Source organism: Xenorhabdus szentirmaii DSM 16338 (assembly GCF_002632585.1).
Lineage (GTDB): Bacteria > Pseudomonadota > Gammaproteobacteria > Enterobacterales > Enterobacteriaceae > Xenorhabdus > Xenorhabdus szentirmaii.
On the sequence record NZ_NIBV01000002.1, the window covers coordinates 1,417,492 to 1,433,469 of the forward strand.

The following is a 15,978-nucleotide window of genomic DNA, read 5'->3' on the forward strand; positions in this document are numbered from 1 at the left end:
GTCAATTACCCTATAAAAGGAAGTCTGCGAATGATAAAACGGGTGAACCAAGCATCGATTAATAAGTTTATGCCTAAAACCCCCTGAAACAGATTGATAAAGTACCAAGCCGAATCAGGTAACAAATCAAACAAAGCCTGAAAATTCGAACTCTTAGGCAGCAGTTCCACAATGACAGACATGAATTCCTTCACAATAAAATACAGGGAAAAAAAGATAATAAACTTAAGAACAGCAGCACGAAAAAGATAGGTAAGCACTGTGTTCAAAGCAGAAAGTAAGAAACCGTACATATAAACTCCTTTTAAGCATCCAGAACTATACGCAAGGCAATAAAAGCCCAAACTAAAGAAGTTATCAGCTCTATCAACTTCCTGTTTCTTTCTATCAGGTCGCAATGACTGTCAATAACCAAATCAAAATCAAATCCTATTAAAGAAAAAGAAGTATTCACGGTGGGACAAGATGCGTCCTTACCTGATATCTTATAATCAGAAATAAAAGACATTCCATCTATAATGGGCTGGGCAATTTCTTTACCCGTTGGCGGTTTTTCCAAGTCTGGCGCTTTTATTTTTGGATCAGTTCCTAAATCGACTTTGACATCAATATTACCGCCGCCACCATTGCCACCATTATTATTAACCATCGTTTCATGAGAAGATAAATCCAGTTCAATATTCTGAATCGGTGAAAAAAAATCTGATGCATCAATTTTACTATGTCCCAATTCTCTTAACGCATCATCAACCTCAGATGAAGTTACATAATCCCCATCACTGACAGTGACCCCCTCATAACCATTTTGAGCCGCCGCATCATGCAATAAATCGTTAATTAAATCGGCAACAATAGAATTATCAAGTGGCCTATCTTTCAAAAGATGAGGCAATTCATTAGCTGAAACCACCCTAACGGAAGAGGATTTTAATTTTTCATTAAAGTAATTTCCGTCATAACTCCGATTTAAACCAACATGAATTGACCAGCTTGTTCTTTCCGAATGGAATAAATAATCAGATTCCGAAGGTGGCGTACAAATATAATCACCCCAAATAGAATTTCCCTGCGCATCTTGTTTTACCCTGTCGCAAGGTTCAAAATTACTTTTTATCTCCTTCCTATTGATAATGACAGGAACATTGGCGCTAAAATAATTGTACGCATTTGGAGTAAATAAAGAATCTTCTGAGTTTTTAGAATTAATATCAAAATTAACATTAAAATCCAAAATATCAACAGACTCAGAGGAAGTAACATAATCGAAAGCATCATTATCACCACTGACTCGAGTAGTGTAAAATCTAGATTCATTTCTGGTTTCATAATGTTTTACAACCCCCGTAAGAATTAAATCTTTCACGGAACTTAATTTATCATCTTTAATGTAAAAATAATCACCGCTTGAACTTGAAATGTCCGCTGAATAGGTTGCCAATTTATTATTTAAAAAATTAGATTGAGTAACAGAAGAAGGAACGGGAAAAGATTCAATAACTTTTCCATCAAGAAGAATACCTTTAACCAAAGGAGTATCAGATAAAACTGAATTCCAATCAAGTTCAAAATTTACTGAATCATTACCATAAAGAATAACCGGAGAATTCGGCGATGGCTGGAAATCAACAATCCGAGTTCGTCCCCCTACACTAACCTCATATTTGCCGTTCCCCAATGCAACTCCTTGAAAGTCATCAGAACGAAAAGTATCAACCAACTCCGAAGCAGTCATAACCCCACCTACCACACTAAGACCCGCCCAAGTAACCTGCCCTGCTCTACGCAAAGATGAATTAGCCGGAACCGTGGCCGCTACACGAGACATACCACTTAATGTTGCCGCCGATTGTCTCCTTATCGTTTCCTGCAACACAGCTTCTGTTAACGGATATTTAGTCACAGCTTGCTTTGCAATAACCTGAGTTGCCGCTCTCTTTGCCGTAGTTTGTGCAATAACCCGAACCAATAAACCCGCTGCCAGAACCGGATTAGCCGCAACAGGTTTAGGCCAACTGATAAACAGAAATGAAAAACAAAAAGAATAAACAATTAGCCTTTGAATCCCTGAATGACAGCCCAAGCGCATAACAGCCCCCAAATAAAAACAACAAGCGTTAATAAATCGGTATGCATAAATAAAAAAAAGGGGCTTTCACCCCTTTACCTTATAAAATGAATAAAATTAAGCCCCTTTTACCGTTCTCAAAACCCATCGAATACCCGCAAAGCCTGTATACAAAGTAATAATAGATCCCGCGACTGCCATTAATGCAACAAGCACACCTGAAAAGCTAATACTGTTAGTCAGCGACGATAAATCAACGTCACCCGCCTTACCAACAGCTTCATCCGCAAACGCGCCAGCAGAAGATAACGCCAGTGTAGAAACAACAAAAGCCTTCGTGCACAGAGAAGAGTATTTAGACATTCTTTTAATTTCCTATATTAAGCATGTTTAACCATACGAATTATTTGGCCTAAGCCAAAAGAAAAAAGATATAACATCATGACAGAGCTAAAAGCCAATCCCCATACCTTACCTAAATAAGGATAATCATAAGATATGGGTAACTGGCTTGATATATCCAATGTTATCTTTTGACAATTATTAGATATATCGCATATAGAACCTGTTAAAGAGGACATTAACACCCCTTATTTAAATAAAAACTCTATAGTTTTATTAATTGTTTAACAGTTTCCATCGGCACATAAGAAACATTCCACTGGTTAATTATTTTTTATTACTGATTAATGGCTTTCCATCGAAACGCTGAATTGAACCAGAGACATATTGATACCAGACACCATTATTATCCCGTGATGTTGCCCACGAACTCGGCAAAAATGAGACATAAACGGGTTGTTCTGAAATGTCCGCTTCAATGGATTTAAGGAAAAAATAATCTTCTTTAGAACAAACATATTTACGAAACTCAGTTGTTCTTACCTTTAACTTATGATCATCAAACGGCACAGCCAATACAAACCCAAATTTTTCTTTTTGCTTAAGCTCTTTCGTGCCATCGGAAGCCAAAACCTCCCTTTCTTCAATATCTGAAAGCACATGAGAAAAGTGCCCGCCTTGAACGGCCATAGGTTTAAAGCCATCAGGCATAGCATGCTTATACTGATAACGATCTACATAATTCTGAATCATATTTCTATCTCTCTGTTTGGCGACAGTTATTGTCACGAGTCCGAGTCCAAGGAAAACAAAACAGTCGCAAGGCTCGTACCTCACCTTGTGACCGCTTTGTTTTCAAAAGACACGATGAAAAACCCAAAAAGCTGTCTTCTGAGAACAAAAAGCAAACAGCACTAGCAGGCAATAACGATGCAGCATCCCTGCAACGCAATAAAGTATCTATCCGGATATACATCGCATACAAAGAAAAACGCATCATGAGTGAATACCTTCCAATAGACTTTGCAAGCGTCTCCCGTTCTCCGGTTCGTAATCATCTTCAAAATCATCAGAACCCTGTTCGAGACAATCAAGAAATTCCTGATTTAAAGTATTTTCATCTGCGCGTAAAAATGCCAGCGCAAGGCGATCGGCTTCATTCATTTGTCTAACCTCACAATTTGTAAAACGAGTTATAAAAACATGGTGATGAAAGGTAAAACCATAAACGACTTTACTCGCGGTTTCTTCGTAACAATTCTTTTTTTCTTCACCATCAATAATCTGAGTTAAGTAATAAGGTTGCGCCACGAAATCAGAGAAAAAACAGCCAATTAACTCGATATAACGTAAAAAGTTGCCTTCATCAGCAGCAAGGCGCAATTCTTCCAATTCACGCCTTTCATCATCAGTAAAATGCCCCAATGAAATATCACCTTTTTTCAACGGCTGGCGCAAACGCCGCAATTGGCGATAAACGGTAACACTCGGACAACCGAAGAACTGGAAAAGCCGAATGCCTGAAACACGAGACCAAACAGAAACACGCTGTACAGCATTCTGAAAGGAGGCTCCCGAATATTTATCATTCAACCCTGAAATACCTTTAGCGTCCTCAAAACCTGCCATCTTGGTAATATATTTAATGATATAAGAGAAGCCATCACCCTTTTCAGGATCAACTGCTGTCACTTTCATACGGTGCTGTTCTGCGCCCTTCTCATCCGGTGAATCCCTAAATGCCTCTTCCTTGAATATCGATAAAACTATATCAAGATGCTCAGGCTGGGAATAAAATAATATGTTCCAATGAACGCAACCATCTGCGTGCGGCTCAACCGTCCGCAATCCTGGAATAGTGATATCAATTTTATCCAACCGTTTACGGACTCGAGTAAAAGTATCCAGTAGCCATTGATGAGAATCACGAACGGTCGGCATTCCATTTGCGATCCATTGTGGATTTTCAACATGAAAAGCCTTACCCGTTTTACTGTTTTTCACAGTTCTGACTGAATGAAAACGAGAAGGACAGGTCAACACAATAAAGTAACCTTGTAAGCCGATATTTTCAGCCAGCTCACAAACCCCTTTTGCACGAACTATCAACTCGACAACCCGATTTTTACGATTAGAAACAGAAGAATCAAACGCTTCTTTCAGACTGCAAACCAGTTTTTCATCAGCATCAAAGATCCCCATCGCTTCGAGAAAACGCAGTGTTTTAGCATCCTTACGTTTATAATATGAAAGTAGCCAGTCAGAGGAATAAGGCTTTAACGGTGAAAGCATCATCAAGATACGGGAAATTTCAAGCACTCTGGCCAGTCGTTGCCGATCCAAGAAGCGACGAACAAAATGAGGATTCATAAAGCGCAGAACAACGCCTAATTCCTTATGTGTACTGACCAAATTCAACACGGTATCAGCAGAAAAATTAAAATCCTGTTCTACACGGTTGGTAATAACTTGAATAAAGGTATGACAAAAAAGATCCCGATCACCAGAAGATTCCAACCAAGACCATAAAGGCGAATCAGATAGTGACTGAACAAGATCATCAGCAACCAGTTGTAAATCCTCGTCTGAACCAAAAAGGTTAATGCCTTTTCCTTTACCGTCTGGAGTGACAAACGCCAAAGAATAAGCCACTTCTAATCTTGTCACTGCTTTTTCGACACCTAATCCCTTAACTAAATGACAAACCGCTTGCGCCACTGAGATAGAAAAAGAGCCAAAACTAGATGCTAAATAAGCAACGTACATACGCCAGTCAAAGGAAAACTCAGGCAATGAATCGGCTTCAAACAAAAAAATAACTTGGTGAACACGGGAATCAAGAGAAGGCAAAAACGCCCCTTCCCGCTCTCCAAATACCTGAATATAACGTTGTCTGGCAAAAAAATAATGGCGTTTTGACTGAGCAAAACGAGCAATTTGCTTTTGGTATTCCGGTTGGGATTGTAAAGGCTGATGTTGGCGGTGAAATGATTCAAAATAATCGTTATACGCATTCAAAAATTGAACGCCAGATGCGGCACGCTCAGAGTGTGAATAGATAGTGTTCATAACCCCTCTTGTACTAGTCAAGGGGGGAGGAGGGTTTTTGTACCGTTATTTGGCTCGCACAATCCGCATTATGCTAAATTGCTAGGCTGCCACTGCTATTCTAGCAGCCTAGCAATTAAACATAATGCTATAGATTATGCGAACCATGGGGTTGTAGCCGAATCCATCATATCTTAAACGACTTTTAACCGATTAACGTCTTCCAATGTAAAAAACTCCGTTCGATAAGCTGTCATGTGGAACCTTTAATAGTGAGTCTTACAATTGCCAACTAAAATGGCAGTTAGTTCGCTACCACACTGATGGGCCTTTAGGTATAGCTAATGTCGTGGTAAACCAAGCAATAATTAACTGACAATATGCTTGAGGCTCTAATCACTCTGCAAGCTCGTTTTGAAGAGATGTTTGGGATCAAGGCACCAAGACCAAAGGATCTTGTTCCCTTTCTTCAGATTTAAATCCTGCTCGTTTATAAAATGGATAACTTCTGTCACTTGGCCATACAATTAATAACTCGCACTTGTTCGCAACGGCTTGTTCTTTGACAAAATTCAATAGTCTCTTACCAACTCCATGATTCCGATATGTAGGTTTTACGTAAACATTAGTTACATATCCCCAGCAACCATTGATTTCGTATGGAGAAGGTATTTTATTTACCAAAATCAGAGAAATAACGCCTATCAACTCAGCATTTTTTTCAGCGACGACGTTGATTAGATTCCCCATAGAATCTAATTCAATCGTTTTTTTTAGAAATAGTTCTGTGAAATGGGCTTTATCTATTGGTTGTTCTGTTTTTCCATCATCACTACATAAAGCCCAGCGTAGATCAGCAAGTGTGGATAATTCGGTAATAATGGATGTACGTATGTGGATCTCATCACAATTTAGGGTGTCGCTTGATTTCATATGCCTGTCTTATATTATCTATATATTTTCTTTTCCCAACGGATTAATATTCGACGATAACGATTCATCCAACTATGCGTTCTTTCTACAACCCAACGGCTCGTTTTAAAATCTACGTCCTTTATCATCGCATTATGCTCTTCTTTCCGTGATTGAATGCAGGGAATATATCGCTGTTTTCTCAGCGCTTTTTTTAACCACCCCGCCTCATAGGCTTTATCCAAATGAAGCGGCAACGACTGCCCCGGCCGACCTGTTTCAAGATGTTGTTGAACGGTATATGACAACATAGATGGCAGCACAGCGTTTGGAGATCCTCCGAACATTAGGGCTGTCACCTGCTTTCTCACTCAATGAGGTGCGTTTTATACCGGCTTTCTAGTTTATCGAGAAATTCAAACAATACCTTGTTCATTTCGCTGTAGTCATGTGAGCGTAATTTTTCCGGCGTATCAACAAAACGATATTCCATTGCTTTATTCAGATCGCCTTCTGAACTCTGGATTAAAAGTTCAACAACAGGCAGTGTGAATTCCATATGACACTGGAAGCCATAGACGAGATCAGTATACGCAATTATTTGGCGAGGGCACCCTTCACTGAAAGCGATAATTTGCGCATCAGAAGTCAGCCCTGGCATGTCATTGTGCCAGTGTCCGACTTCTATCTTATTCCCGAAATGACAGAATAATTCGTGATTATGTCCTGTCTCCGTTAATTTAATGGGAAATTTACCAATTTCTTTTTCTGGGCTGTGTTCGAAATCAGCTCCCAATGCCTGACCAATTAATTGTGAGCCCAGACAGATGCCAACTACAGCCTTTCCAGAGTTTACTGCGGATACAATAAGTTGTTGCTCACCTACAGAGTCAAAGTGCAGACATTCTTCCCGCGTTGTAGCAGGGCTTTGTGGCCCACCCATAACGATCAAGAAATCAATATCTTCAATGTTTATAGGTAACTTATCTCCCAGGTAAACTCGTGAATGGGTTATTTCATGATTTTTATTTAGAGCCCAGTCTTCATACGCACCTGGTGCTTCGAAACTTTCATGAATAATAAAATGAATATGCATCTGACTACTCCGTGAAGGTTTTTATTTACTCAAACATTTACGCCAATTAAAACTATGACATAGGTATTATTGTCATAGGATAATAATACTCCTAATTAATCATTAGGGCAACAAAGAGTCATCTTAAAACCACAATAACTATATGCCTAATGCGCTCTATAATGATTGTCTAAAAATGGTTTAATTTGGTTAATGAGTGCCACTTTGATTGGATGAAATGGATATCTTCCTCAATATTCGTTTTAGCGGAAACATCCATCATGAATGGTCAAATTCGTATTTGGTGGGGATAGGTGTTTGATGAAAATAGATTTATGGTTCATTTCCCCAATAATAAACTTGTTTATCAAGAAAGTTGATTATTTGATGCGGGTATTTATCTCCCGGTGGGATGTAAATAACATCTCCCTCTATTATTTTCATTCCAATTTGAAACAAATCTCAAAAGATACGGCCTATCACCCTACTCTTTTGGTTATTTGACAACTTCTGAATGAGGAGGCCTTACGGCGTTTGTGGGGGAAATAAGTGGTTGTATCACGTAGTGTTCACAACCACGTCGTGCAACATTAATAACTCAGGAATCCAAGGCCTTTGAAACCAAATCCTTGAATTGGGAAAGTGAAGCTACACCAACCAGCGCATCAACGGGTTTGCCATTTTTGAATACCACTGTTGTTGGGATACTGCGAATACCATAGCGAGCAGCAATAGAAGGAGATTCATCAATATCCAGCTCTCCAAATATTGCTTTTTTTCCCATATCTTCGGACAATTTTTCAAATATTGGTGCAACCATACGACATGGGCCACACCAAGGAGCCCAGAATCGAACAATAGATATTTGTGAGTCTGGGGTAATTACATCGTCAAAATTGTCTTCAATAAGTTTAATTAGATTACTCATCGTTTCTCCATGCAATGTTATTGATATGTAAAAATCTTATTTTTCAATGTAATAATACTAACTATTGCCAGTTTGTATGAGTGTGATAAGGATTGCTTTAAATCATTATCTTGTTTTTTTCAGTAAAATACTGGCGATTTTATGAGTTAGTGCTCGTGTATCAATAGCCACGCAATTACTCAAGACTGCAATGGTTAAATGTGAATTAGGGAGTCTCATAAAATAAGATATGTATCCCGCCCATTCACCGGAATGTTCCAGGCTCGGCTCAGAAAAATGAGTGTGATACTCTAAACCATATGCATAATCCTCATGATCCCTCACCTTATCTCCGTTAGGTGTTTTTTCTGGTAATGTTTGAGTTAAACGACGCATCAATGCCTTTCCGCCAACTTTGCAATGCGTTAGATTTTCACCCCACAACATCAAGTCTTCAGCGGTGGAGTGTACAGCCCCATCCCCTGTATGTGTCCATAAAGACTCAAAAAGTTGGTTGTCCTGATCATATGCACGTACAAACTCAGTAGTGATTGGATACTCATCAACAATGAAGGTATTCTTCATCCCGAGAGGTTTAAAAATACGTTCCTGACTGAATTGGCTCAGTTTCATACCGCTTGCTCTTTCAACCACCTGAGACAGCAAAAAATAGCCAGTGTTGCTATATTCGAAAGCGGTTCCCGGGGAAAAGACAGCTTGAGATTGAGCGTATAAGTGACGTAATGACTGATCAGGTGTCAATGGATCTCGTTCACTAATTCCTGCTGATTTAGCCAGCTCCATGTAATCAACAAGCCCGCCAGTATGGTAAATCAAGTGGCGCAAAGTCACTGGTTCAGCATATCTGCCTAAATCAGGCAGATATTTTATGATTGAATCATCTAGCGATAAATTTCCGTCATTTTCTAATAATAGGATCGCAAAGGCTGTGAATTGTTTTGAAATTGAAGCAATATTAAATACGTTGCCTATTGAAAGAGGTTTATGTGATTCTAAACAGGCTAAACCTACAGAGCCTTGATAAATCAAGCCACTATCATATTTAGCCATATAGACAAAACCAGGAGAATCTTTGTTGAATGGCGTTAAAAGTTCATTTAATGCTTTGATAACTCCGGTACTCTTTTGCATAAGAAATCCACTTAATCATTTACAAAGCTATGATGGGCTTTTGACAGCTCATCTTACTTCGGCAGGCCCATACAGCATCCATATATTCAAAAGTCATTTGCTTTAGGCCAATCAGTGTATCCTTTCTCACCATTTCCATAATAGGCATCATTGTTGACTTCTGCTAATTCAATTCCATAGCGCAGCCGCTCGACTAAGTCGGGATTAGAAATAAACGGACGTCCAAATGCAACGGCATCAATCTTTCCTTCCGCATGGCGGGAAATCGCCATTTCAAGATCATAATTGTTATTGCCAATATAAGGACCATCAAATAGTGATCTGAGCGCGTCTAAATCAATACCTTCAGGAATGGTACGGTTTTTCCCTGTAGCTCCTTCAACAAAATGGAGATATGCCAGTTTAAATTTATTGAGTTGTTGAATCAGATAACCATAAGTCGCCATAACATTGCTATCAAGGGGCGAGTTTCCAACTTCTGGGGTCGTTGGTGAAAGTCTGATACCAACCTGGTCGGCATTCCAAACTTGGGTTACCGCCTCAACCACTTCTAATATCAGTCGGGCACGGTTTTCAATGGAACCACCATATTGATCAGTACGATGGTTAGTTGAATCACGCAGAAATTGTTCCAATAAATAATTATTGGCAGAGTGAATTTCTACACCATCAAAACCTGCTTGTTTAGCGCATTCGGCGGCATGCCTATATTGCTCAATGATGCCCGGAATTTCATCAGTTTTCAGGGCGCGTGGCATGGAAGCTTCTTGAGGGCCAATATAGGTATAAACATTGCAGTCTGCTTTTATTGCCGATGGCGCTACCGGACATTCTCCACCCGGTTGAATATCAATGTGTGAACAACGGCCAACATGCCACAATTGAACGACAATCTTACCGCCCGCAGCATGAACAGCATCTGTGACTTTTCTCCATCCGTTTACCTGTTGTTCTGTCCAAATACCCGGTGTCATAACATAACCGCGTCCTTGAGCCGAAATATTGGTCGCTTCTGAGATGATTAAACCTGCGCTCGCACGCTGAACATAATACGTTACGTTAATCTCGTTCGGAACTCCTTCTTCATTGACCCGACTGCGGGTTAAAGGCGCCATAACAATACGGTTAGCCAATGAGATATTCCCTAATTTTATAGGTAAAAAAAGCTCAGTACGAATACTGTTATCGGCCATAATGTTTCCTTCTAATCGTGAAATCTGGTTTCATTTTACATATCTGAATGCGTAGTTTAGATGCGAAGTGGCAATAAAGATTTTATGGTACTGTGATTAATTACAATAACCTTTAACAGCCAGACAGAAACATAACTTTACTAAATATGAATGAGTTAGCGATATTCAAAATGTGTTATATTAAGTTTATGTTTATTTTCAAAATGGACTAATTTCAATTTAAAACTATCACATGTATATGAGAATGATAAAAAACAAGTCATTATCAAACGATCAGTAGTGAAAGATTCTAAAGATATGTTAGATTGTAATAATAAAAATATTGTCATAAAAGGTATCTATAAAAATATTCCCAATAATATAGACACCTGTCTGTTTGCAATTTTATTTTACTGAAATAAATCCGGAGATATCAGCGCAATATAACGAAGTTGTCGCTGTAATATACAATTGATCGCCATGAATTCCACCCAGTGTACAATTGGATACTCGTTCAGGCACAGGGATTTTATAAAGCTTTTTGCCATATTTGTTAAAAATCAGAATGCCATCTTCACAACTACAATAAATATGATGGAATTTATCAATGCAAAACCCATCCGGAATTCCGGGAGATATTGTTGCGAAATGTTTGCCGCACCCTAAGGTTTTCCCTTGTACGGAATGGATGCGTAGTTCACGCCTGCCATGCGAGGGGAAATCAATAATAGACATATCAGCGATGTAAAGCCATTTTTCATTTGGTGAAAATGCAATCCCATTAGGGCGCTGAACATTAACTGTAGCAATGGTGATGGTATCATCATGTGGATCATAGCAATAGACATAGCACCCAATAATCTCGCTTTCTGCCTTATGTCCCTCTGCATTGCTAATGATCCCATAAGGTGGGTCAGTAAACCAAATTGTCCCGTCAGAACGCACAGCGACATCATTAGGTGAATTGAATCGTTTACCATCGATTTTATCAACTAACATAGTGACACTGCCGTTTTTTTCAGTCCGGGAAATTCCTCGCCGACCATGTTCACAGGTAATTAACCTACCTTCATTATCCAATGCATTGCCATTTGCATAATGAGAATTTTCCCGCCATACGCTGACGCCATCATCTTCTGACCAGCGAAACATTTTATTTCCTTTAACATCACTGAAAATAACGGCTTTTTCATCAGGGATCCAAACGGGTCCCTCTGCCCAAATAGCCGGAGAACAAAGTTTTTCTAAATGTATTTTCATCGTTACACCTGTTATTTTCTGGGAATGATATTATCTTTTGGTTTTAAATAATGTCTCTTTTGCTTGAACTCACTTTTCTGTTTGTCAATTTATACGAAATCTCATGCATCGTATAGCAATCTAATTTTGTTCTCTTTATTCAGAATAAAATTAACGCTGGAATAATTTCAATGAACACGACTATCTCAGTCGATACTGATATTGTGTTTGTTTTAACTGGTATAATTCATCTTAAAATTGATAAATCATGGAAATAGAGATGAAATATTAGGGAGGAACTAATATTAATTAAAAATAAGATGACGACTATCTTAATCTGATTTTCAGGCATGATACCCGTTATCGAATGAAAAAAACTTTCTCCGTCAATTGCAATCACAGTTATAAATACCAATATTGCTCAATAACATTTCTACCTTCCTCAGTGCCGTTCGTAAAGAATCTAACTCTACCGACCCTATCGCCAATCTAATCGCGTGTGGTACAGATGATGATACTGCGAATGGTTCAGCAATTGATACCGAGATATTTTCCTGAATCAGCGCCATGGCAACTTGATCTACCCTCACTTCTTCAGGCAGCGGAAACCATGCAAAATAAGATGATGGATGGCTGATATAGTGCATTCCGGCAAAAATCTCCTGTGCGATTCGCTGGCGTATTTGTGCATCTTTGCATTTTTCTGGCTCCAATTGTGCGACTGTACCATCATTGATCCATTCACAGATGATAGATGTCATTAACGATGGCGTATTCCACGTCGTTACTCTGATAGCACGCATGAGAGCGGGTATATATTTTTCATGGGCTGCAATGAATCCAACCCGTAATCCTGCGGCAATATTTTTGGAGAAACCAGAAACGTAAATGGTTAAGTCGGGTGCAAGTGAAATTAGTGGCGACGGTGCATTCTCTGCCAGAAAAGCATATACACCATCTTCAATAATGAACATCGCATATTGGACATCAGCGCGCTCAGCGATGAAGAAATACTGACACACAAAAGCATTGCCTTGATGGAGCTGGTACAGAAGCATATCCGCTGTCGGGATATGCTGGAATGGGTCCCCCAATTGACGACGTATTTCCAATAATTGATAATAAGCTTGATTTGGTAGAACGATCGTTCTACCATTATCGCATGAATACAAAAAATACCTATGAAATACGAAACAAATTACTGGCAGTGACTGAATCGTTGATTTACCAGTATGGCATTCATGCTACCGGAATGGAGCAAATAGTTAAGGAAACAGGAATATCGAGAAAAACCATTTATCGTTATTTTTCCAACAAAGATGATCTTTGCGCTCAGGCGTTATTGAGCCGAGATGAACGCTGGATGAAATGGTTTACTGATTCTTCCTTAAAAGGTGAAAATCCGGAAGCGTGTATTCTTGAAATGTTTCATGCACTTAAATCCTGGTTTATGTCAGGGGAATTTCGTGGGTGTGCATTTATAAATGCTACCGGAGAAATTTCTGACCCAACCCACCCGATAAGAATTATTGCCAAGGAACATCAGCAAAAGATTTTCTCATTCATTCAACAGTTGACTGAAAAATTGGATGTCAATAAGCCCCTTGAATTAGCCCGGCAACTTCTGGTGCTTATTGATGGTGCAATTACTGCTGCCATGATGATGAATGCCCCCTCAGTGGCAGATGATGCAAAAGAAGCTGCAAGGTTATTAATAAACAACTCTCTCATACAACGGTAAAATTACCGGAGGAAAAATGTCAGACTCTATTGAAAGAAAAGAAGAAAAAGAATACAAAGCTCCTTTCCCACCTTTTACTTATGAAACCGCAATCCAGAAAGTCCGTCTGGCCGAAGATGCTTGGAATACACGTGACGCATCCAAAGTTGCCCTTGCATACAGCAAGGATACTCAATGGCGCAATAGGGCTGAATTTATACAGGGTCGGAATGAAGCAGAAAAATTCCTGTCACGTAAATGGAAAAAAGAATTGGATTATCGGCTGATAAAAGAACTTTGGGCAGTAGAAGGTCATCGGATTGCTGTAAGGTATGCTTACGAATGGCATGATGACTCTGGAAATTGGTTTCGTTCATACGGCAATGAGAATTGGGAATTCAATGAAAATGGCCTGATGGTTAATCGGTTCGCCTGCATCAATGATATGCCTATCAATGAGAATGAACGGAAATTCCATTGGCCATTAGGGCGTCGTCCTGATGATCATCCCGGGCTCAGTGAATTGGGTTTATGATTTAAAAACCATGTCCTTATGGATAAAACAGGGATAAATTGACCTCAACATGCGCAGAATAGATCATCTTGGTGGCATAATTTCCCGTGACTATCCGTAATTATCTCTTACTGTTTCATTCAGTGAACGCTTTGTCGATTTAATTGAGGAAGGCATTGATCTTGCTATACGTATTGGTGAGTTATCTGACAGTAGCGGATTGGTTGCCCGTCGATTAACAGTTCAGAAACTGATTATTTGCGCATCACCGGATTATTTGCACTCTAATGGAGAACCCATAATTATTGATGAATTGAGTCAACATCGATGTATTGTGGGGTTTCGCAGAAGCCAGCCTGTATCTTGGTTATTCAAGGAAAAGAATGGAGAGGTAAAACGTTACACTCCACCAGCAACATATGAATTTGCTGATGGAGATGCAATATTGGCGGCCACACTGGGTGGATGCGGATTTTCCCAGTTACCGTTATGGATGGTAGGCAAGTACCTTAAAAGCGGAGAACTTCAAGAAGTACTGTCAGGCTATTCAGGAATAGAAATTCCTATCAGTGCGTTATGGCCTAAAAATCGGCAGTTGTTACCTAAGATCCGCCATGTTGTAGATACGTTGGTCGACATGGCGGAAAATGGCTTGTTGGATTAATAGACAATTCTGTTTTGATAAATGGCGCTTTTCATATAGATGGTTAAAAGCGCCATAAATGCAAAAAGAATACTACTCCACATCACTGCACTTACACCGAATTGTGAAAGAAACCATCCGCCTGTCATGGCACCAATTGTGATCCCCAAATTGGAAAATGCAATATACAGACTATTGGCAAATTCAGGGGCTTCGTCAGCTTCCTGCATAAGCCATGTCTGACTAACCACCAGCCCCGCGGAATGCAGTCCACCCCAAAAGATAATCAGCACACACATAGCAATCAACGAAAATCCCAGAAGCCAAACTTGAACATAGATAAAGATGAGCAACATCGGATATACAAACGTTGTCTTTAAGACACTTTTTTGCAATGAGCGACTAAAAGCAAAATTGCCAATCAATCCGCAGCAGCCAAACAAGATTAAAATTGCACTGACAAGATTATTATCAAGATGAGTAACCTTTGTCAGATAATCTGCGATATAACTGAAACTTGAAAACATGGCAGAAAAAATCAATGACACGGTAGTCATTGATAGCCAAAGTTTTCCTTTTCGCAACACATTCAATTGACTGATAAAAGTGACGTTTTTTGTAACAGGCATCGAAGGCATAAAAACAAAAATACCGATAAAAGCCAGCGTACATATACCCGCACCAAAATAAAATGCAGCACTAAGCGACAAATTTTCCTCAACAAACGAACTCATGGGCATGCCCAATACCATGCCTACTGCAACACTCGCAAAAACCTTTGCATTTGCACTTGCACTTTTTTCTTCAGGAACTGAACTAGCCGCAACGACAAGCGCCACCGCAAAGAAAACGGCATGAACCAATCCGGGGAAGATCCTGAACATAAGCATCAGGTAAAAAACATCAGTTATGGCATAGATAAGGTTAGAAATAATAAATACCAAAAGAATGGAAAGAAGAATGTATTTTTTGTTATATCCAGAGAGCATTAAAGTGATAAATGGGCCAGTTACGGCAACCACAATGGCATAAATACTCACGAGAAAACCGACTTGAGTCGGAGTGACATTCAACTGCACTTCCAGTTGTGGCAGCAATCCGATAACTGCGATTTCGGTGGTAATAGGCAATTGATAAAGCCAGTAGTAATATAGAACGCTTATCCAGCATAATGAAAATCTACCCATCT

17 protein-coding genes and 2 pseudogenes are annotated in these 15,978 nt (G+C 39.4%); 4 read left to right on the forward strand and 15 right to left on the reverse strand.

Annotation, left to right across the window (positions count from 1 at the left end; genetic code table 11):
* Positions 1-5 precede the first annotated feature (5 nt).
* The 14 genes from Xsze_RS16270 to Xsze_RS22835 all read right to left on the reverse strand — a co-directional run bounded on the left by Xsze_RS16270 (position 6) and on the right by Xsze_RS22835 (position 12,886).
* Complete coding sequence (locus Xsze_RS16270) at positions 6-293, reverse strand: DUF2523 family protein (protein WP_038233529.1); 288 nt, start codon at positions 291-293, stop codon at positions 6-8.
* An 11-nt stretch (positions 294-304) separates the two neighbouring features.
* A complete protein-coding gene (locus tag Xsze_RS16275; RefSeq protein ID WP_038233526.1) occupies positions 305-2,086 on the reverse strand; it encodes a hypothetical protein in 1,782 nt (593 codons plus the stop codon).
* Between the two features lie 96 nt (positions 2,087-2,182).
* The gene (locus Xsze_RS16280; protein WP_244431711.1) at positions 2,183-2,428 is read right to left on the reverse strand and encodes a hypothetical protein; all 246 of its coding nucleotides are present in this window, start codon (positions 2,426-2,428) and stop codon (positions 2,183-2,185) included.
* A gap of 17 nt (positions 2,429-2,445) precedes the next feature.
* Complete coding sequence (locus tag Xsze_RS21850; RefSeq protein WP_141557198.1) at positions 2,446-2,646, reverse strand: hypothetical protein; 201 nt, start codon at positions 2,644-2,646, stop codon at positions 2,446-2,448.
* Positions 2,647-2,734: 88 nt separating this feature from the next.
* Positions 2,735-3,160, reverse strand: coding sequence for a hypothetical protein (locus tag Xsze_RS16285; RefSeq protein ID WP_051462239.1), 426 nt, complete (start codon positions 3,158-3,160; stop codon positions 2,735-2,737).
* A 243-nt stretch (positions 3,161-3,403) separates the two neighbouring features.
* A complete protein-coding gene (locus Xsze_RS16290) occupies positions 3,404-5,476 on the reverse strand; it encodes a replication endonuclease (protein WP_051462238.1) in 2,073 nt (690 codons plus the stop codon).
* 411 nt (positions 5,477-5,887) lie between these two features.
* The gene (locus tag Xsze_RS16295; protein ID WP_051462237.1) at positions 5,888-6,388 is read right to left on the reverse strand and encodes a GNAT family N-acetyltransferase; all 501 of its coding nucleotides are present in this window, start codon (positions 6,386-6,388) and stop codon (positions 5,888-5,890) included.
* A 14-nt stretch (positions 6,389-6,402) separates the two neighbouring features.
* Positions 6,403-6,714, reverse strand: a complete 312-nt coding sequence (locus Xsze_RS22435) for a transposase (protein WP_071991723.1) — start codon at positions 6,712-6,714, stop codon at positions 6,403-6,405.
* Between the two features lie 20 nt (positions 6,715-6,734).
* The gene (locus Xsze_RS16305) at positions 6,735-7,463 is read right to left on the reverse strand and encodes a type 1 glutamine amidotransferase (RefSeq protein ID WP_038233524.1); all 729 of its coding nucleotides are present in this window, start codon (positions 7,461-7,463) and stop codon (positions 6,735-6,737) included.
* Between the two features lie 577 nt (positions 7,464-8,040).
* Positions 8,041-8,370: a thioredoxin gene (trxA, locus tag Xsze_RS16310; protein WP_038233522.1), complete on the reverse strand. Its 330-nt coding sequence runs from the start codon at positions 8,368-8,370 to the stop codon at positions 8,041-8,043.
* A gap of 105 nt (positions 8,371-8,475) precedes the next feature.
* Positions 8,476-9,501, reverse strand: coding sequence for a serine hydrolase domain-containing protein (locus Xsze_RS16315; protein WP_038233520.1), 1,026 nt, complete (start codon positions 9,499-9,501; stop codon positions 8,476-8,478).
* An 86-nt stretch (positions 9,502-9,587) separates the two neighbouring features.
* Positions 9,588-10,694 carry an alkene reductase gene (locus Xsze_RS16320; protein ID WP_038233518.1) on the reverse strand — a complete coding sequence of 369 codons (1,107 nt, stop codon included), beginning with the start codon at positions 10,692-10,694 and terminating at the stop codon, positions 9,588-9,590.
* Positions 10,695-11,078: 384 nt separating this feature from the next.
* Positions 11,079-11,933, reverse strand: coding sequence for an SMP-30/gluconolactonase/LRE family protein (locus tag Xsze_RS16325; protein WP_051462236.1), 855 nt, complete (start codon positions 11,931-11,933; stop codon positions 11,079-11,081).
* A gap of 365 nt (positions 11,934-12,298) precedes the next feature.
* Positions 12,299-12,886, reverse strand: a complete 588-nt coding sequence (locus tag Xsze_RS22835) for an aminotransferase class I/II-fold pyridoxal phosphate-dependent enzyme (RefSeq protein WP_071991722.1) — start codon at positions 12,884-12,886, stop codon at positions 12,299-12,301.
* 9 nt (positions 12,887-12,895) lie between these two features.
* On the opposite strand from Xsze_RS22835, the pseudogene Xsze_RS22440 reads away from it, so the two are divergent.
* The 4 genes and pseudogenes from Xsze_RS22440 to Xsze_RS16350 all read left to right on the forward strand — a co-directional run.
* Positions 12,896-13,009, forward strand: a pseudogene (locus tag Xsze_RS22440) (Rpn family recombination-promoting nuclease/putative transposase); the annotation flags it as partial.
* A gap of 65 nt (positions 13,010-13,074) precedes the next feature.
* Positions 13,075-13,653, forward strand: coding sequence for a TetR/AcrR family transcriptional regulator (locus Xsze_RS16340; RefSeq protein WP_038234053.1), 579 nt, complete (start codon positions 13,075-13,077; stop codon positions 13,651-13,653).
* Positions 13,654-13,669: 16 nt separating this feature from the next.
* A complete protein-coding gene (locus tag Xsze_RS16345) occupies positions 13,670-14,167 on the forward strand; it encodes a nuclear transport factor 2 family protein (RefSeq protein ID WP_038233516.1) in 498 nt (165 codons plus the stop codon).
* Positions 14,168-14,267: 100 nt separating this feature from the next.
* A pseudogene (locus Xsze_RS16350) lies at positions 14,268-14,810 on the forward strand (LysR substrate-binding domain-containing protein); the annotation flags it as partial.
* Here Xsze_RS16350 and Xsze_RS16355 read toward each other — a convergent pair.
* The gene (locus Xsze_RS16355) at positions 14,807-15,976 is read right to left on the reverse strand and encodes an MFS transporter (RefSeq protein ID WP_244431710.1); all 1,170 of its coding nucleotides are present in this window, start codon (positions 15,974-15,976) and stop codon (positions 14,807-14,809) included. The pseudogene Xsze_RS16350 and the gene Xsze_RS16355 overlap by 4 nt on opposite strands.
* Positions 15,977-15,978 lie beyond the last annotated feature (2 nt).